A 26,140-nucleotide genomic window follows, 5' to 3' on the forward strand; every position below is an offset into this window, starting at 1 on the left:
GCTATGAATGAAAATATATACTTTATAACAATGAATACTGAAAATACCCTTTGCGTGCTACAAAGAATTTCTTCTGTTCTTTCACGTAATCGTGTAAACATTGAGCAATTAACAGTATTTGAAACTGCAAATAAAGGTATTTCTCACTTTAATCTTGTTGTTCATGGTACTCAGGATAAAATTGAGAAGATAGTTAAGAAACTTGCAAATGTAATAGAAGTAATAGATATAAATATTACAAACTGTTTGCCAATGCAAGGATCAGTTATTAGTGAAGTTCCTCAAAATGCCAAAACAGCAAATCATAGAAAAGCTGCTTAAAATATCTAATAAATATTCAAAATAATTTTCTTTATCAATATCCTTTTAAGACTATTTAATTTAACTGATTTTCTTTAAAAAGCTCTCAACAAATTCAATTCTTTGCTCAGCAGTTTTAGTAGTTTTTGTAATTAATAAATCTTGCTCTTTTGTGAGTCTAAAATCTGCAGGTTGAGATTGTATTAGTTTGATTATTTTTTGAGGTTCAAACTTTGTTGTATCAGAGAAACTAATTTTCCCAGAAGTAGCAAACATCTTAATCTGACCAATTCCTAATGCAACTGCATCTATCTTTATATGAGCAACTTTTAAAAGATATATAACTTCTACGGGTAATCTACCAAAACGATCTATAAGTTCAATTTTAATATTTACTAGATTTTTATGGTCAGCTTTTGATATACGTTTATAAATATTTAATCGAGTATTTACATCGTGGATATAGTAATCAGGAATTAGAGTAGGGATATTAAGCTCAACTTCACATATGGTTGAGTTAATCACTTCTTCAATATTTAGCTCTTTTCCAGCTTTTAGATTAGCAATTGTTTTATCTAAAAGATCCATATAAAGGTTTAGACCAATACCATCGATATTACCACTTTGTTCTTTACCTAATATTTCACCAGCACCACGAATTTCTAAATCGTGATTAGCTAACGTAAAACCACCACCTAAGGATTCTGTACTACTAATAGCTTCTAGTCTTTTGACTGCATCTTTAGTAATACCTGCTTCACTAGGTATAAGCATATAGGCATAAGCTTGATGGTGAGCTCTACCAACTCTACCTCTAAGTTGATGAAGCTGTGCAAGACCTAGATTATTAGCATCTTCGATAATCAAAGTATTTGCATTTGGTATATCAATACCTGTTTCAATAATTGTAGTACAAAGTAGAATGTGATATTTATTATGCTTAAAATCAAACATGATTTTTTGGATTTCTTTTTCACTCATTTGACCATGAGCGATAGCTATCCTTAGACGAGGGAATAACTCTTGGAGAATCTCTTTTTTCTTCTGAATAGTCTCTACTTTATTATATAAATAAAATATTTGTCCACCACGTATAGTTTCACGACTTACAGCTTCACGAATAATATTATTATCGTATTCTTTAACAAATGTCTTAACAGATAAACGTTTTGCAGGTGGTGATGCTATAATTGATAAATCTCTTAATGCTGAAAATGCCATATTTAAACTACGTGGTATTGGTGTGGCTGACATAGTTAAAATATCAATTTCTGCCTTTAGAGACTTTAGTTTTTCTTTTTGAGCAACACCGAAACGATGTTCTTCATCTATAATTAGTAAGCCTAGATTTTTAAAATCTATCTTTGAGGAAATTAGTTTATGGGTTCCAATAATTATATCAACAGTACCTTTTTTAAGGTTTTCAAAAAGCTGTTCTTGAGCTTTAGCTGTTTTTGAACGAGTTATAACTTCGATATTTACAGCAGTATTAGCAAATCTATCTCTAAAACTATTATAATGCTGTTGAGCTAAAATAGTTGTAGGTACTAGTATTGCTACTTGTTTTTGATTTTGCGTAGCTAAAAAAGCTGCTCGCATAGCAATCTCAGTTTTACCAAAGCCAACATCACCACAAATTAGCCTATCCATAGGTTTTGCTGAAATCATATCTTTGAAAACATCATTGATTGCTAAAAGCTGATCAGCTGTTTCTTCATAAGGGAAATCTGCACAAAATCTTAGGTAGTCTTCTTCATCTAGAGAGTTACTAAAACCTTGACGCATTTCTCTTTTGGCATAGATTTCTAAAAGATTTGCTGCAACATCAATGATTTTCTTGATAGTCTTTTCTTTTTGCTTCTTCCATTTATCGGAACCAAGTTTATTTAGAGCTATTTTCTCAGTTAGAGATGAGTTATAGATAGATATTAAATTTAATGATGTTATTGGCACATAGATTTTGGCATCATTTGCATATAAAAGTAAGATAAACTCATCTTTTTTACCATTAAGCTCGATACTTTCAAGACCTTCATAACGACCAATACCATGATCTATATGCACAACATGCATGCCAGGTTTTAGATCTGTTAGATCTTTTAGATCAACAGTAGGATGATGATCGTGTTCAGATATTTTAACAGTATTTTGAATGTGCTCGGGAAATAAATCTACTTCTGTAATTAAAGCAATTTGATTATTTATAATCACACCTTCTTGAAAAGGTGAAACTATTAAGCAAAACTTATCATCAAGCTTAAGAGCATCATCAAAACTTTTGACAATTTTTATATTTAACTGCAATTTATTTAAATGTTCTAAAAGAACTTCAGCACGACCATTTGAATCAGTAGAAAAAATAACTTTTTTGAGGTTAGATTTATCTAAGAGTTGCTGCAAATCTCTGAAGGGATTTGCAAGCTTATAATTTGCTGATATTTTATCTAAATGATTTACTTTTAAAGTTTTTGATTTAGATTTTGTTTGCTGAAACCATTTGATAGTTGAGAATTTTTCATAAATAGTTTTTATTTCTTTTTGAGAATAAAAAAGTTCTTGATAGTGTAGGATTGGCCTATCAGTATCATATTTAAGTTCATCATACCTAAACTTGACCTCTTCTGTAAAAGCTTCTATAGAGTTACTAATATTATCTATTAAATGAACATTAGCAGATTCTGGTAAATAGCCAAAAATGCTCACAAGATCTTTATAAAACAATGGTAGATAATATTCTATACCATTGAAGTATTCATTATTTTCTATATATGTTGCAATAGTTGATTTTAGAGAGCTTTTACCACAAAATGACTCAAGTTTTTCTAATGCTAAATCACTATTTTGACTATCATAAATTAACTCATGTGAAGGCATTATATTAATCGATTTTATCTCTTTTCCAGAGCGTTGAGTCTCTGTATCAAGCTCTTTGATAGTATCAATTTCATCATCAAATAAATCTATTCGGTAGGCTATTTTTGAGCCAACTGGAAATATATCGATAATACTACCGCGAATACTAAATTCGCCTTTTTCAAATACATTATTTACTAGAGTATATCCAGCTTCTGTTAAGAGCATTTTTTGCTTAGTTATATCTAATATTTGACCTATTTTAAGTATTAAACTATGCTCTTTTATAAATTTAGCTGGGGCTAGCTTGCGTAAAGTGTTTGAGATGCTCGTAATAACGACTGTATTTTTAGGATTTTGTGTAAGCTTATGTAATATCTCTTGGCGCCTAGATATAATATCTATAGCTGCTGAGAATCTATCATAAGGAAGGATTTCTAGATTAGGAAAATATAAAACTTCAATCTTTGAATCTTTATTTAGATACTTTAGTTCATCATATATTCTATGTGCTTGTTGAGAATCTTCAGCAATTATTAGATTAAACTCACTATTTTGTTTTAGATACTCATTAAATAAGATACTAAAAGATGATCCATAAGCATTAGATACAATAGTATCTTTTGCAGATATTTGATTGTTGAGCATTAGAAAATATTAGATTAAAAAATTTATAAGATAAATGATAATATAAATTAGTCTCTATCGCCAGCAACTGCACCAAAGATTTGCAATAGAGTTATAAAGATATTAAATAATGAAACATAGATGTTTACTGTAGCTAGTATATAGTTAGTTTCTTCACCTCTAACAATAGCATTTGTTTGCCATAGGATAAACCCACCAGAGATAAAAGCAAACACTATTGAAATTACAAAACCTAAAGCAGGTATTTGTAAGAATATATTTAGTACTAAAGCAACAATAGCAACGATAGCACAGAATGAACCAACTCTGTTGAAGTTTCTAGCTGGGCTCATAGATATAGCAGATAAGCCTAAAAATATAAGTCCTGTAGTACCAAATGCCATCATTATTAGTTCAGCACCATTTTTAAACTGATGGATATATAGATTTAGTATTGGACCTAGAGAGTAGCCAAGTAGTCCTGTTAATGCAAAAGTTAAAACAATACCCCAAGGTGAGTTTTTTGTAGCATTAATACCAAATAATAAACCAATATAAACTACCAACATTAGTATAGGGTTCATAATTGCAGCACCAGTATTCATAGCAACAAATGCTGTAAGAGCACTAAAAAGTAGTGTCATCGATAGTAGTAAATATGTGTTTCTAAGAACCTTATTAGCTCTCAGAGCAGACTCTTGTGATAGCGAGTCTATTACACGAGTGTTATTTTCAAAGTTATTCATTTTTTCTCCTTTTAACTAGTCTTATATAGTGTAAATAAAATATTAACTCGACATGGATTATATCATAAATCTATAATCTTAAATATGGAGTGTAAAAAGAATTTTTCAAGTAGTTATTTTTAAATGCTAATATAAAGGTCGTATAAAAATGACACAAATATTAATGATGAGAATATCAGATAAAGCAGAGTTGTTGTAACAGCCTCATTTTTACCACCTGCTAATATTTTCCCAAGGGAGAAGTAGATAGGTACTATTAGAACATTTAAAACTAAAGCTAAAAGTGTTGCAAATATAAGCATTAGGTTGCTAACTAATCTATCACCAGCAAAAATACCTACAGCAATCATAAATACTCTAATAATTTCTATATATAGCATAGCTTTAATCAAACGAGTATTAATAATTGATTCTATTTTTAATGTTATAAAGTTAAATCTCCAACCAGCATATATTAGCAAGCACATAAGATAGCCAGCTATTAGAAATAGAAAAGTACTAATGGAAGAGTTTAAGTATGCTGGGTTTATAGAATTTATAGAGTTTTCATATTTTAAGAAATTAAGGTAAATGACTTTATTTATAATTATTAAGGCTAAACTAAAGTAGATATATTTTAGAAGATTTATACCATTTTCTTTATTATTTGATACAGTCAAAATATGTAAGTATATTAAAGATACAGGTAGTATAATTAGGTTAAAGCTACTAAAAACTTTAAGGTGTAAGAATAGATAAAATAGAATAAGAGAGAAGATAAAAAATATTGTAAGAACTCCATAAAAGCTAATATTAACTCTCTCTGTCTGGTTTGTTAAAGATGTATTTAAGCGATAACTATTTTTTAAGAAAAATATTAATAAGAATATAGTTACTATCAAATAGAATATTTTAAAATAAAAAAGACTATTAAAAATTATAAAATATACTGCAGTACCAACAGCAATACCAAGTAAAGCACCTGAGTATACGCCAATAAACCCGTATATGCGGCGTAAATCAGTTTTTAAATAAAAAGCACTCAGATTAAAGATTAAGTTTACTAAAACTGTTGCTATTCCAATCCATAAGGCTGCACAACTAAAAAGTATCATATTATGTACAAAGGACAATGCAACAGCGATTATTGTAAATTGTAAACCATGAATTATTGACTTAGTTGAGCCGAAAAAGTAGTTACTAATACAGCCAAAGATTCCAGCAAAGAATATTACAAAAAGATGATCATCACGATTGTAAAAGAAGTCAATTTTACCGTATTGGCTAAGAACGGTTATAGAAGGAGCTATAACTAAGCATAAACAAAAAACCATAAAAGTAATAATATGTATACCACTTGGCTGTTTAAAATGTATATTTACTTTTGAAAGATTTATGGTTTTTTTCATATTTATTTAAGTAATAATTCTTGTAGTTTTATCAAATACTCATTTTCATTAGGAAGAGTATTATATTTTTGAGATTTCCACATCTCTTCAGCTAAATAGTCTATCATAAGATGATGGACTTTATGCTCATCATTATTATATTTATTTACGAGTTTATAGTAAGTCTCGTTTATACCTAATGGTCGATTAGTCTGAACCTGTTCAATTATCGCTAGGTGTAAGCTTATATGTAAGAAAGGATTTATCTGTCCCATCTCTGGAGAATAGTCTTTATCGACATTATCAAAAACAATTTCCTTATAGTACTCTGGGTGTAGCTCGATGATTCTAGCAATTTGCTCTTCAATAGCAGTTAAGGGCTGCTTATTTTGAAACTTATCCCAGCTATCAATAAAAAGTTTGCGTAGTTGGATTCTGTCTTGAGAAAAAATCATATGTATTTTTCCTTATCTTTAAATTCACAGTATTCATATATAATACAGTTTCGACATTTTGGCTTTTGAGCAGTACATATATATCTACCATGTAATATTATCCAATGATGAGCATCTTGGAGATATTCTTTAGGAATCACGCGAAGAAGTCTTTTCTCAACTTCATTAACATTTTTACCTTTAGCAAGAGGGATACGGTTCGCCAATCTAAAAATATGAGTATCCACAGCCATAGTAGGTTTACCAAAAGCCGTGTTTAAGACTACATTAGCAGTTTTTCTGCCAACACCGGCTAGAGAAATTAAATTATCAAAATTATTCGGTACTTGACTATCAAATTTTTCAATTAAGTCTTTGCATGTGGCTATAACATTTTTAGCTTTAGTTTTATAAAGTCCTATTGATTTTATATATTCAGTTAGTTTTTGTTCACCTAGGGCATATATTTGCTCAGGAGTATTAGCAATTTTATATAGAACTTCAGTTGCTTTGTTAACGCTAACATCTGTAGCTTGAGCAGATAAGATCACAGCTATTAAAAGTTCAAAGTTGCTAGTATATTCAAGCTCTGTAGTTGGGCTAGGATCATTTTGCTTCCAGGTTTCAAAAATTTGGATTCTTTTTTGTCTATTCATCTACACTAGACTTTTTCTTTTTATTTCTAAACTTAGCTAATGAAGCGGCTATATATGCTTTTTTATCCATTTCTTGAGCTGTAGCAATATTTTTATAAACATCTCGCTGTTTAGATTTTGCTTGTTTAACTCTTTGTTTATGAAAATCATACCTATTACGATAGTAGCCTTTTTGAGTTTTATACTCATCTTCAGTTAGGTTTATAGGTTGTCTCTCTTTTGCAATATCTACTAGAGAAATACAATCCATAGGACATGGTTCAATGCAAAGCTCACACCCTGTACACTCTGATTCAATTACCGTATGCATTAATTTTTTTGTTCCAGAAATCGCATCAACAGGACATACCTGCAAGCATTTTTCACAGCCTATACACATTGATTCATCTATTTTTGCAACAGCTCGAGGTTTTACTATTCCTAATGAGTTATCTAGAGGAATCTCTGGTTTATTTAATAATTTTGATAATTCTTTTAAGGTTTTTTGTCCACCTGTAATGCATTTATTATGTTTCTCACCATTTGTTATGGCTTTGGCATAACTGTAGCAATCTTCGTAAGTGCATTTTTGGCATTGAGTTTGAGGCAATACTTTATCAATCGAATCTACTGATGTAATCATATTAATATAATTCTACGTTTGTTTTGTTTTCTATATTATTTATGTAATTAGTTATATTACTAGGTATTTCAATTAGTCCTTTAGCCATTGTTAAAATGAAGAATATTGGGAATATATTGATATCATCCCAAGAGAACTTCTCACCATTAATAAATGGAGTTTTTACATAGGGATCAATCTTCTCTAATAGCTCATTTATAGCTTTTATTGAGTCATAAGGAGGGTTTTTTAGTAAAGTATCCATATCACCAATGTACTGAGACTTTTTATTTATAAAATAGTCTTTAGCACTTTGGGTAGGAAAATCGCACTCATTAGCTGGATGATGAGGTATGCGAGGATATACAACTCTGCGATAATGTGGAGCTAATTCAGAAATGTATTCTTTAGCAACACTATCTATAGTTGATGTAGCTATTTCAAAATCTTGTAACTTAGCGATGTAATTACATATCTCATCACTTTCTTTAATAAAGCTACCATCATCTTTTTCTAAAAATGGTACTTGCTTAGATCCAATTCTATCTATGTGAGATTTTTCATCATCATTTGCTAAAAATATCATTTCATAGTCTAGTTTACTTAAATCTGCAACTAGTCTTACTTTTATACAAAAAGGACAATGATGGTACAAATATATTTTCATAATAAATTATTTGTATATTTTTATATTTTGCACTAATTATATCATTTATTTAGATTAGATAAACATAACAATGAGAAGTTAAAAAAATAGTAATTTTATTAACTTATATTTTGTTTTTTTATAAAAAGAGATTAATATAAAATTTATTGTCATTAGGAAACACAATGTTTAAAGATCTAAAATCTAAGCAAAGCTTTACAATTGCAGCTATTACATTTTGGGGACAGTTTGCAACTTATAGCCTTATATCTATATTAATCTTATATCTAACTAAATCAACAGCGCACTATGGTTTAGGCTTTTCGGAGCATCGAGCTTACTCATTTCAAGGGGTTAGTCAAGCTATGGGATATGCTATATTAATGATAGGTGGGTATATCGCTGATAGATATTTAGGATTAAGAAGAGCTATTTTAGTAGGTAGCTTATTAATGGCTTTTAGCTATTTACTTATTTTTATAAGTGGTTTTTTTGTTCAATATACAAATGAATTTTTTATATTTTCTTATGCTTTGATTCCAGCAAGTACATCTTTATTTTTAGGTACATCATCCGGGATGGTATCTAAAATATACAGTACAGATTTTAAAGCAGCAAAAGGAGCTATGACTTCATTTTATATTGCGATAAACTTAGGATGTGTAATAGCATTTGCAGTTTCACCGATATTAATAGGTTATAAATATGGAGCTTTAGCAGTCTTAGCTATAGTTTTTGTTGGTAAAACTATAGCAGCTTTGAATTTCTATTATCGTTTTGAAATGTATGACAATGTTGTTGATAAAATTGATAAAGAACCATTACCATCTAGATCAAAACTTATAGTCATCTCATATTTAATAGCAGCGTATGTATTAACTCTTATATTCTATCAAATACCAAATCAGGCCAATGTTATATTAGGCATGATTAGTATTATTTGTTTGCTTGCATTCTTATTAAGAACAATAGTAGGTTTAAAAGCTGAAGTAAGAATTAAACAAGTAATTGGGCTATTTCTAATTGTGATAGCAGTAGTATTCTTTGTTGTTTATAACCAGATGGGATCAACATTAATATTATTAGCTAAAAATAACTCTGACCTCAACCTTTTGGGCTTAACAGTCAAACCAGCAAGTTATAATTTGATAAACCCAATTATAATAATTTTTGGTGGAATGGCTTTGATTCGAATTTACCCTCGTATACCAAAATTTTATATACCATATCAATTTGCTGTAGGAGTATTATTATCAGCAGCGTCTCTATTAGTTTTGTATTATGCTTTTTTAAATACCTCAACAGGTATTATAAATGGTAACTATATAGGACTTACATTTATTTTATCTTCAATAGCAGAGTTATTTGTAAGTGCTGTTGGTCTAAGTATGATTGGAATATATTGTGAGCCTAAAACTATGGGGTTTGCTATGGGAGCCTGGTATATAGCAGCATCATTATCGAACTCAATAACAGGTTTATTAAATCAAGTTGTTGCTTTACCAAAAGATGGTGTGTCAACATTTGCAAGCGCCACAATATATCAAAATTACTTTTTAGATATGGGAACTTCAATATTAGTAATTGGAATCGTTATATGTTTTGTAACATTTGCAATGATAAAATATATGAAGGCAAGAAATATAGATTTTGTATAAGATTTATATAGCAGTAGGAGATTTGAAAGTTCTTTTAGCAGCTTCTTGATCAAGTAGGTATAAGCCACTGTCTTTAACAAGTTTAATTTTATTAATCATATCGCAAACTGTAGCTTCTTCTTCAACTTGCTCATCAACAAACCATTGTAAGAAGTTTTTAGTTGAATGCTCTTTTTCTTCTAAAGCAAGGTCCATTAAGTCATAAAATTTCTTTGTAACTTCTATTTCATGCTCAAGAGTTTTTTCGAAGGCATCAAGAAGAGATTTAAACTCATTTTGAGGAGCTGCGATAGCTCTTATTTTAATACGACCATTTTTATCGTTTATGAATCTCATTATTTTCTTTGCATGAAAGACTTCTTCTTCATATTGAGCCATAAACCAGTTAGAGAATCCACCTAACCCTAAATCTTCAGTGTATCCAGCCATAGCTAAATAAATATTTGCAGATTCAAGTTCATAATTTAGTTGTTCATTTAGCGCAGTCAATAATTTTTTTGATAACATAATTTATTCATTCCTTATTTTTTTAAACTCATACAAGAGTGTAATGATTTTTTATTATATGTTCAAATTTATTGCTGAATAATATTTGCTATACAGTATAATATAAAACTAAATATTTATAATTAGTACTTAATATTTTATAATGTACTAAAAATTATAGTCTCATCAAATATTCTGTAAATGTTATGAAAGAAATATCTAGTATAAAAATAAAGGTTGAAAGCGGTAATAAGTATACAACTGATCATGGTTTCCATGCTGTAAAGGATGGTATTAGAAATAAAAAAGAAAACTCTGTGCAGATACGTAAGCCAGAGTGGTTAAAGGTACAGCGACAAGATTCGAAAGAGTACCAAAAAGTAAAATCTATCACAAAGAAACACAAATTAGCTACAGTCTGTGAAGAAGCAAAATGTCCTAATATAAATGAGTGTTGGTCTCATGGCACTGCAACAATTATGCTAATGGGGGCCGTATGTACTCGAGCATGTAAATTTTGTTCTGTAGATACAGGTAATCCTAAAGGGTGGCTTGATAAAGATGAGCCTAAAAATACTGCAGAAAGTGTTAGATTAATGAATTTAGAATATGTAGTACTTACGTCAGTAGATAGAGATGATCTAGAAGATGGTGGAGCTGGTCATTATGCAGAGACTATTACAGCTATAAAGAATGTTGATGAGAATATTAAAGTAGAAGCTTTGACTCCAGATTTTGCAGGTGTTAAAGAAAATGTTGATAAGATTATCAATACAAGAGTTGATGTGATAGCTCAAAATATTGAGACTGTCGAGCGTTTGACTCATCCTGTACGTGATCCTAGAGCAGGTTATAGACAGACATTAGATTTTTTAAAGTATGTTAAAGAGAAGGCTCCTAAAGTTTTAACTAAGACTAGTATCATGGTTGGGCTTGGTGAAACTGATGAGGAAATCTATAAAACAATGGATGATGCTAGAGAAGCTGGGGTGGATATTATAACTCTTGGTCAATATATGCAGCCAACAAGACATCACTTAAGTGTAGAGAGATTTGTAACGCCAAAACAGTTTGAAGAGTATCGTAAAATAGGTTTAGAAAAAGGTTTTTTAGAAGTTGCATCGGGACCGATGGTTAGATCAAGTTATAGAGCTGATAGAGTTTTCAAAAGAAATAATCTAGATTTGTAAAATCAAAACAAAAATAAAGGTGAAATAAAATGGCAAAAGTAGCGGTAGTATTATCTGGGTGCGGATATCTTGATGGTTCAGAAATATACGAAACTGTATTGACTATATTAGCTTTAGAAAAAAATGGCTTAGAATGGCAGGGTATTTCCTTAAATAAAAACCAAAAGCATGTGATCAATCACTTACATCAATCTGTCGATAATAAAGCATCTGCTCGTAATATCTTAGAAGAATCAGCTCGTATAACACGTGGAAATGTTATTGATATAACAGAAGCTGATAGTGATGACTATGATGCTGTGATTTTTCCTGGTGGTTTTGGAGCTGCAAAAAATATTATGGATTTTGCCTTTGTAGGTGATGAAAGTTATACAATGGATGAAGAGGTTTTAACTTTTGCTAGAGCATTTTATTTAGCAGATAAGCCAGCTGGATATATGTGTATAGCACCTTTGATGATACCTTTAGTGTATCCAGAAGGTACAAAAGCAACAGTTGGTACAGATCAAAATACTTCAGCTATTTTGGAAAAAAAAGGTGCTGAGGCTGTAATTATGGATGCTACAGATATATGTGTTGACGAGAGTTCAAAAGTAGTATCAACTCCTGCGTATATGTGTGCGAGAAATATATTAGAAGCATCCCAAGGTATTGAGAAATTAGTAGAGAAAATAGTTAGTTATATTTAAATATTAAACAAAGGTGTAAAAATGGCAGGTCATAGTAAATGGGCTAATATTAAGCATAAAAAAGCAAAAGAAGATGCAAAAAGAGGTAAAGTTTTTACTAAGCTAATCAGAGAGATTACTGTTGCTGCAAGACTTGGAGGAGGTGATAAAGATGCTAATCCAAGACTTAGGGCAGCAATAGCTACAGCTTTAGCAAATAACATGAGTAAAGATACTATTGAGCGAGCTGTACTAAAAGGTGCAGGTGGTGATGATAGTGCTAACGTTGAAGAAGTACGTTATGAAGGTTATGGTCCAAATGGTGTAGCTATTATGGTTGACTGTATGACAGATAATCGTAATCGTACAGTTGGTGAAGTTCGCCATGCATTTACAAAAAGTGGTGGTAATCTTGGTACAGATGGTTCAGTAGCATATATGTTTACTAAAAAAGGCATTATATCTTTTGCTCCAGGCATCGATGAAGATGAGCTAATGGAAGCTGCATTAGAAGTTGGTGCTGAAGATGTTGTTACACATGAGGATGGCAGTATCGATGTTATGACTGATCCACAAGATTTCTCAGATGTTCAAGAAGCTTTAATTGAAAAAGGCTTTAACTCTGAAAGTGCAGAAGTTACATTTGATGCTGAGACAAAAGCTGAGCTAGATGTTGAAACTGCTGAGAAAGTTATGAATCTAATTGATAAATTAGAAGATCTTGATGATGTGCAAAATGTTTATTCTAATGCTAACTTTACTCAAGAGCTAATGGAGCAGTTAGGTTAATTTCTTTTTACTATTTGAATATAATGACAAGTCACAAATTATTACTACAAATATTTCTTTATATTTTATATATGCTCCTATCTATTAGAAGCTATCTGTAATAAAATTTTTCTAGTTACATTTTTTATATAAAATTTAAAAACGTATGATCATTTTAGGGATAGATCCAGGTTCGAGAATAACAGGTTTTGGAGTTATTAAAATCCAAGCTAATAAAATGTATTATGTTGCTAGTGGATGTATCCGTATTACAGAAACAGCTACTGCAAGACGTTTGAAACAAATCGCTGATGGTATAACAGAAGTTATAAACATATATGCACCAACGGAATCAGCAATAGAACAGATCTTTATGTTTCAAAATCCTATGGGGGCTATCAAATTAGGTCAAGCTAGAGGTGTTGCAATGTGTACTTTGGCAATAAATAATCTAGAGGTTAGTGAGTATTCAGCAAAACAAATTAAGCAAGCAGTTGTAGGAACTGGCGGTGCTGCTAAATCCCAAGTACAGCATATGGTACAGTCATTGTTAGGACTAAGTAAAAAGCCTCCAGAGGATGCAGCAGATGCTCTTGCAATAGCAATATGTCACTATCATAGCAGTAAATCTTTAGCAAAAATATCAGGAGCAAGTAGAGTAGCTCAGAAAAGAATCAAATAAAATTTCAAAAAGGTTTGTCAATATTATAAGTGATACCTATAATAGGTTCTATTGCAAATATTCTATATAACAAATATGAATTCAAAATATTATCTTAGAGCTTGTACAATATGGCTAATTGGAGCTATGTTTTTCTTCTATGAATTCTTTTTGAGAGTGTTGCCAAACTCTTTACATGAGGATATTGTTAGTAGCTTTCATGCTACAGCTTTTAGCTTCTCTTTATTTGGGGGGGCTTTTTACTTATGTTATTCGTTATTGCAGGTACCCGTAGGTTTTATATTTGATAAATTTGGTATAAAAAAATCACTATTCTTCGCTGCGATAACATGCTCTTTAGGGGCTTTGCTTTTTTCAGCAACATCTAGCTTAGAAGTTGCTGTATTTGCAAGATGCTTAATGGGTGTTGGTGCTGCTTTTGGATTTCTGGGATTATTGATAATATCAACACATTGGTTTCCAATGAGATATATGGGGATATTATCTGGATCAACGCAAATATTAGGCACAATGGGACCAATTTTAGCAGGTGGGCCACTGTTATTTTTTGTTAGTTATTTAAATAGCTGGAGATTAGTTATATTCATCGCAGCTGTTGTAGGGATAATATTAGCAGTCTTGATTATATTAATTGTTAAAGAAAGTCCAAAAAGTACTCAAGTGCTAAGTAAAAATGAAATTACTAGTGATATAAAATGTAATCTTTTAAATAAAAAATTAGTTACTATATATTTATATGCATTTTTTATATATTGCACTATACCTACTTTGGGAGCTATTTGGGGCGTGACTTTATTAGAAAGTAAAGGTCTCAATGTGACTCAAGCTTCTTATGCAATTGCTTTTCTATGGTTAGGTCTTGGTATAGGAAGTCCTGCTTTTGGTCTTATGTATGATAAGCTTAGACAAAGAGTAAATATTTTAGCGGTAGTATCAGTTATTGGTTTAGTTTGTGTTTCGTTACTGCTTATTTTGAAGTTAAATCAAACTTTAAGCATGATTTTGTTATTTTTGATAGGTTGTGCAGCAGCGGGTCAAACACTGTCTTTTACAGTTATTGCTAACTATAGGGAAGAAAAGCCTAAATCAATATTTTTTGGTATTAATAATACTGTAGTAATGTTGTCAGGGTTTGTTGTGCCAATTATTGTTGGTAGTTTAGTACATAATTTTGATTTAAATATTTCTATGGCGTTAATTATTCTTCCAATAGCATTTTTAATTTCATTATTTATAAGTTTAAAATTATCAACAGTTCAAAAGAACTAGGGAATATTATCGATGATAAGTTTTATAAAAGGTGTATTGATTGAAAAAGATCCAACAGCTTTATTGATTGATGTAAATGGTTTGGGCTATGAAGTTTTTGTGCCGATGACTACTTTTTACTCATTAGGTGAGACAGGATCAACTATAAGCTTATACACACATTTTGTAGTTAGAGAAGATGCTCAACAATTATATGGTTTTAAATCAAAAGTTGATAAAAAAGTTTTCCAAGAGTTAATCAAGGTAAGTGGTATTGGAGCTAGAACAGCATTGGCAATTTTGTCGGGTATGGATTCGAAAACTCTTTTACATTGCATTGAAAATAAAGATTATGGTTTATTAGCTACAGTACCAGGAATTGGTAAGAAAACAGCTGAACGTCTAGTTGTAGAGATCTATGATAAATTATTAAAGATGGCTAATGAAATTTATGGGCAATCGGATGATTCTAATACAAATAGTGTAGGAAGAAGCTCTGAACAAGTATCGACACCAGCAGCTATATCAAACTCTATATTTAATGAATCAGTAGATGCATTATTAGCTTTAGGGTATAAACAAAAGGATGCTGAAAAAATGATTCGTGGTTCTATAGGTGATGCCAAGACAGCAGCTGAAGCTATTCGGAAAGCTTTACAAGGATCTATAAAGTCAAAGCGTTAAATATTTGAGCTTATAATAATATTCAGCTGGAGAAATTAAAATGAGATATTTTTTGATTGGTTGGATATATGTCATTTACGAGTATGTATTAAGATTATCTGATAGTGTTATTCTAGTTAACTTACAGGATCAATATCATTTATCAGCTAATCATTTAGCATCTTTATCATCAGCTTATTATTTTGCATATATTGGTTTGATGATTCCAGCAAGTATTTTAATTGATCGTTTTGGACTATATAGAACGTGGATAGTAGCTATAAGTATTTTAGCTATGGGTTCGTTGATGTTTGCTTTATCTCCTAATATAGAGATATTAATAGTTGCTAGGATCTTTATGGGGATAGGTTCTGCTTTTGCAATAATCGGTATATTTGCTTTATCTGTTGAAAATGTTAAACATTCAGGCACTCTCATTGGGCTAACTATGTTAATGGCAATGATAGGTGCATTAATTGGTCAAGGACCATGGTTACAGTTTACAAACTATCTTGGGAATTGGCGAGAAACATATATATATGCTGCAGTGTTTGGCATTATATTGATGTTTATTTGGACAGTATTTTGTCGAAAAGTAAGAAGTTTAGCTAAGACAAAAACTTTATATGCTATTTTAAAAGATCTTAAATGTTTGATAAAGTCACCATTATTTTGGATTGTAGCAATATTTATGGGGTGCTTAAGTACACCTCAAACAGCATTTTTAGCCTTATGGGGTCCTAGTTATTTACAAAAAGCTTATCATATTGATGCAACTCAAGCAGCATATCTTGTTTCTATAATTACAGTTGGTGGTTTATTTGGTGCAATATTTTTTGGCTGGTTAAGTGATAAGCTAGTAAATATTAAATACTTATTAGTTTTGTGTGGTTTTTTAACAGTTGGGCTATTTATAGTTTTAATGAATGGAATATTTACCTCAGAGATTATTCTTATAGCTATTTTATTTTTAATAGGAGCTATTACAAATGCAAATACTATGATTTTTGCATTTCTTGGGCGTAAATTCAGTAAATTTCCAAAGGCATCTGTACAGGGTTCGGCTAATACGTTGAATATGGGCGGAGGGCCAATAATGCAGGTATTAATTGGTTTAATAATGAGCTTTCAAACATCAGATATTGCAAATCAGCTTAGTTTACCTGTTATGAAAAATGCAATGTATGCTATACCAGTAACATTAGCCATATTTTCATTAGTCTTTATAGTTCTGCCTAAAGAAAAGTTTATCACTACTAAATTTTAAAAGTTTTATTGTGTTCTATATATTTAATTGTTAGTAAGATATAAAATATCAAAGTTAATATATTTAAACTTTAAATAAGGGTATAAATGATTTTTCTAGTAGCACTAATAGTGTTAGTCGTAGCTTTAGTTGTGGTATTTTCTTTATTGTGGAGCAAAAAATCAAAGCAAATTGAAAGTATCCTTCAAGACAAAGATTCTATGCAAAATGAGTTAGTTCAATTACGTGGTAAAAATGTCACTTTTGATACACTTTTAGATCAAGAGAAGCAAAAAAATGCTGAGTTGAAGCAAGATAATACTTTGCGTATAGATGAACTTAAGCAAGAACTTAAAGAAGAAAAAGAAAAATCTTATAATTATATCGAAGAGATAAAAAACTATAGGTCTCAAGTATCAATGCTTGAAACTCAGCTTAAAGAACAAAATACTGCTATGCAAGATAAACTAGAGTTGTTACAAAATAGTGAGGCTAAATTAAAAACAGAATTTGAGAATTTAGCTAGTAAGATCTTTGAAGATAATTCAAAAAAACTTAATGAGCGTAATCAAGAAAGTTTGAATAGTGTTTTAAATCCAGTGCGAGAGCAGCTAAAAGATTTTAAGCAAAAAGTAGAAGATGTTTATGATAAAGAATCTACTGCTAGGGGAGCTCTACAGAATGAGCTAAAAACTCTCAAAGAGTTAAATCAAAAAATGACTGCTGAGGCTCATAACCTTACAAATGCTCTTAGAAGTAGTACCAAGCAGCAAGGTATCTGGGGCGAGATGGTTCTTGAGAATGTCCTTGAGAAATCAGGTCTTCGTGAAGGTTTTGAATATTTCAGAGAAAAGCACACTACAGATGATGAAGGTAAAGCATATCGTCCAGATGTGGTTGTTAAGTTGCCTGATAATAGAGATATAATTATAGATGCTAAGACTTCATTATTTGCATACAATGATTATATGGCAGCGGATGAACAGCAAAAGCAACCTCATCTAAAAGCTCATATTAGATCTATTCGCGAGCACATCAAAGGTCTTGCAAATAAAAGCTATGAGAATTTAAAAGGAATAAATTCATTAGATTTTATATTTATGTTTATCCCCGTAGAGGGTGCCTTACTATTGGCTTTGGATAATGATACTAATCTTTATGATGAAGCATTTAAGCAAAAGATAATCCTAGTCAGTCCTACAACTTTATTAGTAGCATTACGAGCAGTTGAGAATACTTGGCGTTATGAGAAGCAAGCTCAGAGTATCACCGATATCTATAGTAGAGCAGAAGAGTTATATAAGAAGTTTGTCGGTTTTGTAGATGATTTAGAAAAAATTGGTAAATCTATAACTGATGCTAATAAGTCTTATGAAAGTGCTTTTAGTAAACTAAAAACAGGTCGTGGAAACTTAATTGGCCAAGTTGAAAAACTAAAAGTAATATCAAATATAAAACCTAAAAAAGAGCTTGATAATAATTTAGTTGAAAATGCTATGGGTGATAGTGAGTAAGAAAAATGAAACTTTTTAAAAAAATACATTCTTTTATAAAATCATTCTGGGAATATTTAGGCCAATCTCAAGATAAAAACTTTCGTATGCTACATATAGTTGTAGGTATGGCAGTTATTTTTCAGATTATAGATAGTAACTTCATGCATGTTAAATTCGGGCTTAATACTTGGGCATATATACATATGTTTTGTGGATTATCATTATCTGCGCTAAGTGTCCTCTTGGTTATCATGTCTCTTGATAAAAGAGGAATACGTTATTATTTTCCATATTTATATAATGACTACTCAGCTATTAAAGTAGATATATCTGAGTTGTGTAAGTTTAAACTACCAAACTCTAGAAGTGGTAGTCTTGCTGCAATAGTGCAAGGTCTTGGTTTACTTGCATTAACTATAGCATGGGTCTCTGGTTTTTTTTGGTTTACAGCTTGGAACTGGCAATCGCCTTATATGCATGACTTAGAAGAAGTACATAAGACATTAGTTGACCCTGTTGAGATATATATTTACGCGCATGCATTTATGGGTATTTTACATTATGTTTTACAGAGGTATTTTCCAAGATTTATTAGCGACAAATAATTTATCAGATGTTAACTACTTTCTAAAAAATTAAAATAAGAGAATTAGGCATACTATGTAATAAATATTCTCTTATAATCATTTATATATCTTATATGCTAAGCATTACTGCTATTTTATTATACTTCATATATAAACTAAGCTTATATATAAAGTATTTAGATTAAGTAGACTAAATGTCAAAAGGTTTACACAATGCCTTTATAGATGTTAGGGTGGAGTTGCACATTAATAAAAAGGAGGTGTGATTATGAATAAACATCAAGTACAAGGAAAATGGGAACAAGTAAAGGCTAAAATTAAAGAAAAATATGCTGATTTTACAGATGATGAGCTTCTACAGGTAGAAGCTGATTCAGAAAAGCTAGTGGGTTATCTACAAGAAAAATATGGGATGACTAAAGAAAAAGCACGTGAAGAGGCTAGTAAATTTAAAGATTCTCTATAAATAAAGGATGATAATAATGCAAGGTATTAGCTTACTTACATTATTTATGATTTTTAAAGCTATTTTCTACAACTTATTATTGATATTAAAAAAATAATTTTTAGTTCAAAATATTTTTGAAAAAGTAAAATATTTTCGATATATTACAACAACAAAATAATAACTTTCATTCTTAATGGGTATAAATTGAAAGAATTAGACAGAGTTGATAATGCAATAATTCAGACAAGAAAATTATTTAATGACTTACACATTATTAGAGATAGAAATAAGGCATTAAAGATGCAGGAAACAACGATGAATATTCTGAGTAGCCTTATGGATTTAAAAGATGATTTATCTAGGTTTGAAGATAAATTATCAAAACTAGAGAAGATAGAAGCCATTCTTTTGAAATAAAATTCTTAACCTAATAAAAACATCCATATCGGTAATGTAATTATAGATAAAACGGTTGAAACTAAATACAAGCTTGTAGCTTCATCTGGAATTGCACGCCATTGTAGAGCAAATATAGTTGCTATTGTTGCTGTTGGCATAGCTACTAGATAAACTAGTTCTTTAGCAGAATCTCCAGTGATACCAAATAAAATTACAATTCCCCAAGCGATAAATCCGCTAACTAAGCTTTTCATTATTACATTAAAAATAAACATCTTGCTTAGGTGTAGTCTAATTCCATATAGAGCTAAACCGACTGTAAATAGAGACATGAACACACAAGCTTTTGAAGCATTATTTATTGAATCAGTAATAGGTGTTGGTATCATTGTGTATACATGTAACAGGCTAATAATAGCACCAAATACTACAGCTAAGAACATAGGTTTTCTAAGCGAGTGAGATAGTGCATATAGTATTATGCCTTTTCTAGATTCATTAGATCCTGAATAAAGTTCTAATAAAAATATAGTCAAAGGAATAAGTGTTAGAGATATTACAAAATTAGCCTTAGCAACAGATATAAGAGCTGCTGAACCTATGATACTCATAAAAAATGGAATTCCCATACCACCCATATCTGTGAAGGTGTTTATCATAGCTTGCATAACACTATTTTTCTTAGATTCTTTAAAAATAAAGATACTAGCACTAAAACAGATTACCCAGATAATAGCTATAGAAACTAGAAAAGCAGACATCCAACGCAGGTCAAATATTTGCTGTGGTTTTGCTGTAGCTGTTTGCATAAATAGTAATGCAGGGAATACATATACTGTGACAATCTTTGCACAGGTTTTATGAGCATTCTCACCGACTATTTTTAGATAGCCAGTTAGCCAACCAACAAAGATAATAATAAATATAGGTAATATTGAGTCTATGATTTGTACGAGCATTATTTATAAATAAAGGTTTTCATTTTATAAATACTAAGCTTTTTACTTAAGAATTGCTACGATTTTTTCGCTACTAATGGTTCTAAAAAATCATCAATAGTACAGTGATTTTCGATAGGGTGGCGTAATCTTTTATCTTTATTTATTTCGTAATGATTATTTCTTCCTACTTTTGTAACAGTTAAGTAGGCTGTCTCGGTTAGGTCACTAAGTATATTTAGGACTGCTCTTTCAGTGATCCCAACCTTGATAGCCATATCTCTAATAGTAATGTTTGGGTTACTATTAATGAGACATAACACATGTGAGTGGTTTGTTAAAAAAGTCCAATTGTGATTTTTTTTTATAGCCATTGGATATTTGTAGTTAATTAATTATCTTTTGTTATTATACTGGAGTATACGGTAAAGATGAATGGTGAAGTACGATTTGTAGTTCACCTTTTTTATTTGATTTAAATGCCATCGTATAGTTAGCTACAACTTTTGTACCATCAGTTTGAGTTAGGTGCTTGTTACCCATAACCATACCAATATTATCTTCGATAATGTATCCAGCATTTTCAAACTCTAGTTCTGCCCAAGGGCTTATAGCAAAACCATTATCTTCACTATAGTTATCATTACCTGCAACAAAATAAGATACTGCACCTTCTAAATCACCTCTAAACATTTTTTTAGAAGCTAAAGTAGGTTTAAATAGAACATCGCTATTATCATAAGCATATATATCTTTGATAAGGTTGTGAGCTAATTGCTTATAGTCTCCTCCTTCTCTATAAGTCTTAGATATTCCTAATAAGCCATCTTTCCATTTAGCAAGTGCATCATCTATATCTTGTCTAGTCATATTTTTCTCCTCTCTAATTAAATATGAATAATAATATATGTTTTAATTTTCATGCATTGTAATTCTTAATATTTTATTTGTAAAGTCTTTTTTTATAAAAATATAAATATGTTTATAATCTAGATAAGGATTTAGAAAATTAGACATATAAGGAATTAGATGGATATTATTGATTCACATATACATTTTTGGGATATTAAGAACGGGTATAACAATTGGGTTAAAAATACTAATCTACCAAGTCTAGTTATTCCAAATGATTTGAATGCTGATGCTTTTGTACATATTGAAGCTCATGGTGAAATATTTGATCCGTTATGTGAGTATAAATGGCTTAAGTCAGAGTTTTTAGATAAAAATATTAAGGTTGTAGCATTTCTTGATTTCACACTAGATATTCTTGAGTTTGAAAAAAAAGCTATTCAGTTAAAAAAGCATAAAGATATAGTAGGTGTTCGTCAAATTATGGCAAATACAGATAAATCAAGCTATGGTCCATTTACTAAAGATATTCCAAGTGATTTAGAGGATAAACTGAAGATTTTACAACAAAATAGTTTGGTATTTGAAGCACAAATGTATCCAGAACAATTTTTAACTATTTTAAATAGCATAAATAGTTCTCAAGTAACTATGGTAATAGAGCACTTTGGTTTACCAATATTTAAAGATAAAAATAGTTTGGAGAGTTGGTATAGCTTAATACAGGAATGTAAACAAAATAAAAAATGGAATCTAAAGCTATCAGGATTTGAATTAAATAATGATTCTTATTATGTTAATAAAGCATTAGATTTTGTTTTTGAAAATATACATGATAGTCAGTTATGTTATGGGTCAAACTTTCCAGTTTCTAACCAAAATAATTATAGTTTTTGGCAGAGTTTTTTACATAAATACATTAATAATGATAGGATATCAGAAAATGTGTTTAAAAATGTAGCTCAAAAGATTTATTTTAAAAATTAAAATAATAAGGTTTAAATCATGAAAATAGTAGCAGTAGAAATATTTGATGTATATTGTGACAAAAGGCCAGCGTGGTCACCAGTATTTGTAAAAGTAATTACAGATGAGGGTATCACAGGAGTAGGTGAGGCTGGATTGGCTTATGACTTAGGACACTCAGCAGCAGCAAATATGATTAGAGAGTTTGCAGAGGAAATGGTGATTGGTACAGATCCATTTGAGAGTGAGAGACTATGGGATAGAATGCTACGTGAGAGTTTTTGGGGGCTTGGTGGAGGCCCTGTTGTATATGCAGCTATGAGTGCTATTGATATTGCCCTATGGGATATTAAAGGTAAGGCTCTAGGAGTGCCTGTGTATCAGTTACTTGGTGGTAAGACAAATAAAAAGCTTAGAACTTATGCGAGCCAATTGCAGTTTGACTGGGATGAATATGAGCGTAAGGCATTATTCAAACCAGAAGATTATGCAAAAGCGACAGAGAAAGCTGTAGCAGAAGGTTATGATGCAATCAAAGTTGATCCAATGATGTTTGATCATAAAGGAGATACTCTTTATGACTGTACACTACCTTTTCGTAGAGATCATTTAAATTTGATCCGTGAAAGAATGCAAGCTATTCGAGATGTGCTTGGAGAAAATGGCGATATTATCTTTGAATGTCATAGTTTACCTAGTTTAACTTCAGCACTACAATTAGGTGAAATAGCGGAAGATTTTAATTGTCTATATTTTGAGGAACCTGTTAATTATCTAAATAGTAAATTACATGAGCCGCTAAAAGATAAACTACGTGTTCCAATAGCTGCTGGTGAGAGATTATATCTAAGACATGGAGTACGTGAATATATAGAAAAACAGACTATAGATATTTTACAACCAGATATTGGCTTATGTGGAGGTCTTACAGAGGCTAAAAAGGTTTGTGATTACGTTGATATGTATGATGTTAAGATTCAAGCTCATGTTTGTGGAGGACCTATTGCTACAGCAGCGAGCTTACATTTAGAAACAGCTATTCCAAATTTTATAATTCATGAGCATCACACTTATGCTCTTAAAAATTTTAATAGAGAGCTTTGTATTCAAGATCCCCAACCTGTAAATGGCTACTTTGAAGCTCCAGATGTTCCGGGCCTTGGTATAGAGATAAATGAAAAGGCTCTCTCTAAGAAGACAAATAAAGTGGTTGTTAAATAATTATCTATATTTTTTAGTAATTCTCTTAAATACTTCAAACTCAATATGACAGGTATTTATTTTAGCAAACTGTTGAGAAGTCTTTTTACACACACCTTTCGGAATAGGTTTAATTTTTTGACCACTAGATAAGGTTTTAACCTCTATTTCTATCGATTGCTCAAAATAGTAATGCTTATAAATAGCTTTTTCTATTGATTCAGCCGTTGTAATTATTCCATGGTTATCAAGTATCATCATGTTATTTTTTTGACCAAGACTATTTGCAATAGCCTTGCCTTCATTATCTAGCGCAAGTCCATCATAATGGTGATATGAAATGTCATCATAAAACCTTAGTGATTGTTGGTTAGTGAACTGCATACCACATTCTAGTGATGATAAGATAACAGCATATTTACTATGAGTGTGAATTATAGCATTTATATCTTGTCTTGCTTTGTAGGTTTCTAAGTGTATATTAGCTGCTTGAGGCATCACTTTGTGATCATTATCCGAGATGATTTCTCCATTAGGTGTTACAGTAACTAAATTTTTCTTTGTAACTTTATCAAAAGAAATGTTATGTGGAGTTATAATTATATTACCATTAGGTAATCTTGCAGATATATGTGTAGCTAGTAAGTCATCCCAACCATAGTGATGAATTATATGATGGCAGATTGCTAACTTCTTTCTAAAAACTTTTTCTGTAGACATATAGTTTTTAATGTTAATACATATTTAGTACTATTTTATCATTAAGCAAAGATGTAAACCTAGATTTTAGGCAAAATAATTAGTAGAATCTTTCTTAATTTTTTTTAAAGTAAAATTTAATATATGGATAAGTATCTTAAAGAAGCTATTGTTGAGGCTAAAAAAGGGTCTACAAAAGGTGGAATTCCAATAGGGTCTGTTTTGGTTATAGATGATAAAATAGTTGGAGCAGGACATAATCAGCGAGTACAGAAAGGTAGTTGTATACTGCATGCTGAGATGGATTGTTTAGAAAATGCAGGGCGCCTAAAAGCAAAAGATTATAAAAAAGCAACTTTATATACGACCTTATCTCCATGTCCAATGTGTTCAGGAGCTATATTACTTTATGGTATAAAAAAAGTGATTGTTGGTGAAAATATTAATTTTATGGGTCAAGAGGAACTTCTAAAATCAAATGGAATTGATGTTCAAGTTTTAAATGATCGTGAATGTATAGATATGATGCAAGAGTTTATTGATAATAACCCAGATCTATGGAATGAGGATATTGGAGAATAAATTACCATTTGTTAATAGTCTAGGTTTTGCAATTCTAGGGCTAATTATTACTATAGTAGCACTACCTGTTAGTGATGTGATGCTTAAAAATTACTTATTTATAGTAGGAGGTGTGTTTTTAACTATTTCATCATTTTTAGATAAAGAATTACTTTTCTTTTGGGTTAATGGTGTTGGAATGGCTATAGCGATTTTTATAGTCATAAGTTTACCAAATAATATTATATTTGTTCTTTCTATATTTATTACAATTTATGGGTGTTATCATACGCTAAAAAATACTAGGCTTAGGTTACAGATACTTGTTGGTTTATTAGGATTTATATTTTTAAGTTTAGGTACAGTTTTTAGTTTTATTAATTTTACTCTATCAAATATTTTTATGAGTTTTTCTGGTATAGCTCTTTGTATTTATGCTTGTTACTCGATATATGTGGGGCATAAAATTTCTTGGATATTCTTATTGTTAAATATGCTTTTTACTATAGTGGCATTACTAGCAGTTAGTGATATTTTAATTATTTAGTAGAAACATAATTATTATCTTTTATATAAAATCTTAGAAGTTTTTCTTTTGCTTTAGATATTCCAATTCTTTGAGTTTCAACTATATCAAAAACTTCTATTTTATCATTATACTTAAGGTATAAATGAGAATTTATATCAAGTAAGTTAATACCATTATCTGCTAGATCTATATCTAATGCTTGAGCTAATTTAGCAGGGCCAGAACATAGATCTTTAAACTTAGTTTTTGATCTATTAATCTGCATCTGTTCTATACCTTGTATCGGCTCTAAAGCTCTAATAAGTATAGCCTCTCCAATACCAATGTCTGAAGTGACAACATTCATACAGTGATGCATTCCATAGGTAAAGTAGACATATGAAGTCCCAGGTTTTTCAAACATCATAGCATTTCTTTGTGTCATCTTTGAAAATGAGTGAGAAGCTGGATCATCATTTAGATATGCTTCAGTTTCTACTATTTTACCTATTAATAGATATTCACCTTGCTTACTAACCAAATAATGTCCAAGTAACTTCTTAGCAACTGTTATAGTATTTAGTTTTAATATTTCTTTTAGCTTATCCATTTATTATCGTTTTATAAACCTTTAAAAATGTTTATTA

General features: G+C 30.5%; 30 protein-coding genes. 17 read left to right on the top strand and 13 right to left on the bottom strand.

What is annotated here, in order from left to right:
• The first annotated feature begins 3 nt into the window (after nucleotides 1-3).
• Nucleotides 4-321 (top strand): acetolactate synthase small subunit, encoded by a 318-nt coding sequence (locus F3D62_RS00050; protein ID WP_150466206.1) that lies wholly within the window; start codon nucleotides 4-6, stop codon nucleotides 319-321.
• Between the two features lie 60 nt (nucleotides 322-381).
• Here F3D62_RS00050 and mfd read toward each other — a convergent pair whose 3' ends face one another.
• The 7 genes from mfd to grxB all read right to left on the bottom strand — a co-directional run bounded on the left by mfd (nucleotide 382) and on the right by grxB (nucleotide 8,251).
• Nucleotides 382-3,801, bottom strand: a complete 3,420-nt coding sequence (gene mfd, locus F3D62_RS00055) for a transcription-repair coupling factor (RefSeq protein ID WP_150466207.1) — start codon at nucleotides 3,799-3,801, stop codon at nucleotides 382-384.
• A 47-nt stretch (nucleotides 3,802-3,848) separates the two neighbouring features.
• Entirely contained in the window at nucleotides 3,849-4,526 is a 678-nt protein-coding gene (locus tag F3D62_RS00060; RefSeq protein ID WP_150466208.1) for a Bax inhibitor-1/YccA family protein, read from the bottom strand.
• Between the two features lie 119 nt (nucleotides 4,527-4,645).
• On the bottom strand, nucleotides 4,646-5,914 hold the full coding sequence (locus F3D62_RS00065) for a hypothetical protein (RefSeq protein ID WP_150466209.1): 1,269 nt from the start codon (nucleotides 5,912-5,914) through the stop codon (nucleotides 4,646-4,648).
• 2 nt (nucleotides 5,915-5,916) lie between these two features.
• Entirely contained in the window at nucleotides 5,917-6,348 is a 432-nt protein-coding gene (locus F3D62_RS00070) for a DUF1841 family protein (protein ID WP_150466211.1), read from the bottom strand.
• Nucleotides 6,345-6,983, bottom strand: a complete 639-nt coding sequence (gene nth, locus F3D62_RS00075) for an endonuclease III (protein WP_150466212.1) — start codon at nucleotides 6,981-6,983, stop codon at nucleotides 6,345-6,347. Before nth ends, F3D62_RS00070 begins: the two co-directional genes overlap by 4 nt.
• Nucleotides 6,976-7,605 (bottom strand): RnfABCDGE type electron transport complex subunit B, encoded by a 630-nt coding sequence (locus F3D62_RS00080; RefSeq protein ID WP_150466214.1) that lies wholly within the window; start codon nucleotides 7,603-7,605, stop codon nucleotides 6,976-6,978. Before F3D62_RS00080 ends, nth begins: the two co-directional genes overlap by 8 nt.
• 1 nt (nucleotide 7,606) lies before the next feature.
• Nucleotides 7,607-8,251, bottom strand: coding sequence for a glutaredoxin 2 (grxB, locus tag F3D62_RS00085; protein WP_150466215.1), 645 nt, complete (start codon nucleotides 8,249-8,251; stop codon nucleotides 7,607-7,609).
• Nucleotides 8,252-8,415: 164 nt separating this feature from the next.
• On the opposite strand from grxB, the gene F3D62_RS00090 reads away from it, so the two are divergent.
• A complete protein-coding gene (locus F3D62_RS00090) occupies nucleotides 8,416-9,888 on the top strand; it encodes an oligopeptide:H+ symporter (RefSeq protein WP_150466216.1) in 1,473 nt (490 codons plus the stop codon).
• 3 nt (nucleotides 9,889-9,891) lie between these two features.
• Here the strand turns inward: F3D62_RS00090 and F3D62_RS00095 are convergent, their stop codons facing one another.
• Complete coding sequence (locus F3D62_RS00095; RefSeq protein WP_150466218.1) at nucleotides 9,892-10,395, bottom strand: ferritin; 504 nt, start codon at nucleotides 10,393-10,395, stop codon at nucleotides 9,892-9,894.
• A gap of 185 nt (nucleotides 10,396-10,580) precedes the next feature.
• Here F3D62_RS00095 and lipA point away from each other — a divergent pair, with 185 nt between their 5' ends.
• From lipA to F3D62_RS00150, 11 genes are all read left to right on the top strand, one after another.
• Complete coding sequence (gene lipA / locus F3D62_RS00100) at nucleotides 10,581-11,564, top strand: lipoyl synthase (RefSeq protein ID WP_150466219.1); 984 nt, start codon at nucleotides 10,581-10,583, stop codon at nucleotides 11,562-11,564.
• Nucleotides 11,565-11,593: 29 nt separating this feature from the next.
• Complete coding sequence (gene elbB, locus F3D62_RS00105) at nucleotides 11,594-12,253, top strand: isoprenoid biosynthesis glyoxalase ElbB (protein WP_150466220.1); 660 nt, start codon at nucleotides 11,594-11,596, stop codon at nucleotides 12,251-12,253.
• Between the two features lie 21 nt (nucleotides 12,254-12,274).
• Nucleotides 12,275-13,021: a YebC/PmpR family DNA-binding transcriptional regulator gene (locus tag F3D62_RS00110; protein WP_150466221.1), complete on the top strand. Its 747-nt coding sequence runs from the start codon at nucleotides 12,275-12,277 to the stop codon at nucleotides 13,019-13,021.
• A 145-nt stretch (nucleotides 13,022-13,166) separates the two neighbouring features.
• Complete coding sequence (gene ruvC / locus F3D62_RS00115) at nucleotides 13,167-13,682, top strand: crossover junction endodeoxyribonuclease RuvC (protein ID WP_150466222.1); 516 nt, start codon at nucleotides 13,167-13,169, stop codon at nucleotides 13,680-13,682.
• Between the two features lie 75 nt (nucleotides 13,683-13,757).
• Entirely contained in the window at nucleotides 13,758-14,951 is a 1,194-nt protein-coding gene (locus F3D62_RS00120) for an MFS transporter (protein ID WP_150466223.1), read from the top strand.
• 12 nt (nucleotides 14,952-14,963) lie between these two features.
• Nucleotides 14,964-15,614: a Holliday junction branch migration protein RuvA gene (gene ruvA / locus F3D62_RS00125; protein ID WP_150466224.1), complete on the top strand. Its 651-nt coding sequence runs from the start codon at nucleotides 14,964-14,966 to the stop codon at nucleotides 15,612-15,614.
• Between the two features lie 40 nt (nucleotides 15,615-15,654).
• A complete protein-coding gene (locus tag F3D62_RS00130) occupies nucleotides 15,655-16,860 on the top strand; it encodes an MFS transporter (RefSeq protein WP_150466225.1) in 1,206 nt (401 codons plus the stop codon).
• 86 nt (nucleotides 16,861-16,946) lie between these two features.
• Nucleotides 16,947-18,353 (top strand): DNA recombination protein RmuC, encoded by a 1,407-nt coding sequence (locus F3D62_RS00135; protein WP_150466226.1) that lies wholly within the window; start codon nucleotides 16,947-16,949, stop codon nucleotides 18,351-18,353.
• A 5-nt stretch (nucleotides 18,354-18,358) separates the two neighbouring features.
• Entirely contained in the window at nucleotides 18,359-18,940 is a 582-nt protein-coding gene (locus F3D62_RS00140; protein WP_150466227.1) for a cytochrome b/b6 domain-containing protein, read from the top strand.
• Nucleotides 18,941-19,190: 250 nt separating this feature from the next.
• Nucleotides 19,191-19,388, top strand: coding sequence for a CsbD family protein (locus F3D62_RS00145; protein WP_150466228.1), 198 nt, complete (start codon nucleotides 19,191-19,193; stop codon nucleotides 19,386-19,388).
• Nucleotides 19,389-19,574: 186 nt separating this feature from the next.
• Nucleotides 19,575-19,787, top strand: coding sequence for a hypothetical protein (locus tag F3D62_RS00150; RefSeq protein WP_150466229.1), 213 nt, complete (start codon nucleotides 19,575-19,577; stop codon nucleotides 19,785-19,787).
• Between the two features lie 5 nt (nucleotides 19,788-19,792).
• Here F3D62_RS00150 and F3D62_RS00155 read toward each other — a convergent pair whose 3' ends face one another.
• The 3 genes from F3D62_RS00155 to F3D62_RS00165 are packed head-to-tail and all read right to left on the bottom strand — an operon-like array spanning nucleotide 19,793 to nucleotide 21,577.
• Complete coding sequence (locus F3D62_RS00155; protein ID WP_150466230.1) at nucleotides 19,793-20,728, bottom strand: AEC family transporter; 936 nt, start codon at nucleotides 20,726-20,728, stop codon at nucleotides 19,793-19,795.
• A gap of 56 nt (nucleotides 20,729-20,784) precedes the next feature.
• Nucleotides 20,785-21,081 carry a helix-turn-helix transcriptional regulator gene (locus tag F3D62_RS00160; protein ID WP_150466231.1) on the bottom strand — a complete coding sequence of 99 codons (297 nt, stop codon included), beginning with the start codon at nucleotides 21,079-21,081 and terminating at the stop codon, nucleotides 20,785-20,787.
• 34 nt (nucleotides 21,082-21,115) lie between these two features.
• Nucleotides 21,116-21,577, bottom strand: a complete 462-nt coding sequence (locus F3D62_RS00165; protein WP_150466232.1) for a phosphoribosyl-AMP cyclohydrolase — start codon at nucleotides 21,575-21,577, stop codon at nucleotides 21,116-21,118.
• 159 nt (nucleotides 21,578-21,736) lie between these two features.
• Here F3D62_RS00165 and F3D62_RS00170 point away from each other — a divergent pair, with 159 nt between their 5' ends.
• Together F3D62_RS00170 and F3D62_RS00175 are read left to right on the top strand one after the other, a co-directional pair.
• Nucleotides 21,737-22,546, top strand: a complete 810-nt coding sequence (locus F3D62_RS00170; RefSeq protein ID WP_150466233.1) for an amidohydrolase family protein — start codon at nucleotides 21,737-21,739, stop codon at nucleotides 22,544-22,546.
• Between the two features lie 18 nt (nucleotides 22,547-22,564).
• Nucleotides 22,565-23,746, top strand: a complete 1,182-nt coding sequence (locus F3D62_RS00175) for a mandelate racemase/muconate lactonizing enzyme family protein (RefSeq protein ID WP_150466234.1) — start codon at nucleotides 22,565-22,567, stop codon at nucleotides 23,744-23,746.
• Here F3D62_RS00175 and F3D62_RS00180 read toward each other — a convergent pair whose 3' ends face one another.
• Nucleotides 23,747-24,445, bottom strand: a complete 699-nt coding sequence (locus F3D62_RS00180) for a class II aldolase/adducin family protein (RefSeq protein ID WP_150466235.1) — start codon at nucleotides 24,443-24,445, stop codon at nucleotides 23,747-23,749.
• Between the two features lie 123 nt (nucleotides 24,446-24,568).
• Here F3D62_RS00180 and F3D62_RS00185 point away from each other — a divergent pair, with 123 nt between their 5' ends.
• Both F3D62_RS00185 and F3D62_RS00190 read left to right on the top strand, forming a co-directional pair.
• A complete protein-coding gene (locus tag F3D62_RS00185; protein ID WP_150466236.1) occupies nucleotides 24,569-25,006 on the top strand; it encodes a nucleoside deaminase in 438 nt (145 codons plus the stop codon).
• Entirely contained in the window at nucleotides 24,996-25,532 is a 537-nt protein-coding gene (locus tag F3D62_RS00190; protein ID WP_150466237.1) for a hypothetical protein, read from the top strand. The genes F3D62_RS00185 and F3D62_RS00190 overlap by 11 nt, the downstream gene beginning before the upstream one ends.
• On the opposite strand, the gene F3D62_RS00195 is transcribed toward F3D62_RS00190, so the two are convergent.
• Nucleotides 25,525-26,103 carry a DNA-3-methyladenine glycosylase gene (locus tag F3D62_RS00195; RefSeq protein WP_150466238.1) on the bottom strand — a complete coding sequence of 193 codons (579 nt, stop codon included), beginning with the start codon at nucleotides 26,101-26,103 and terminating at the stop codon, nucleotides 25,525-25,527. The two genes, F3D62_RS00190 and F3D62_RS00195, sit on opposite strands and share 8 nt — an antisense overlap.
• Nucleotides 26,104-26,140 lie beyond the last annotated feature (37 nt).

The sequence above is a fragment of the Francisella sp. SYW-9 genome (genome assembly GCF_008711465.1).
Classification (GTDB): domain Bacteria; phylum Pseudomonadota; class Gammaproteobacteria; order Francisellales; family Francisellaceae; genus Francisella.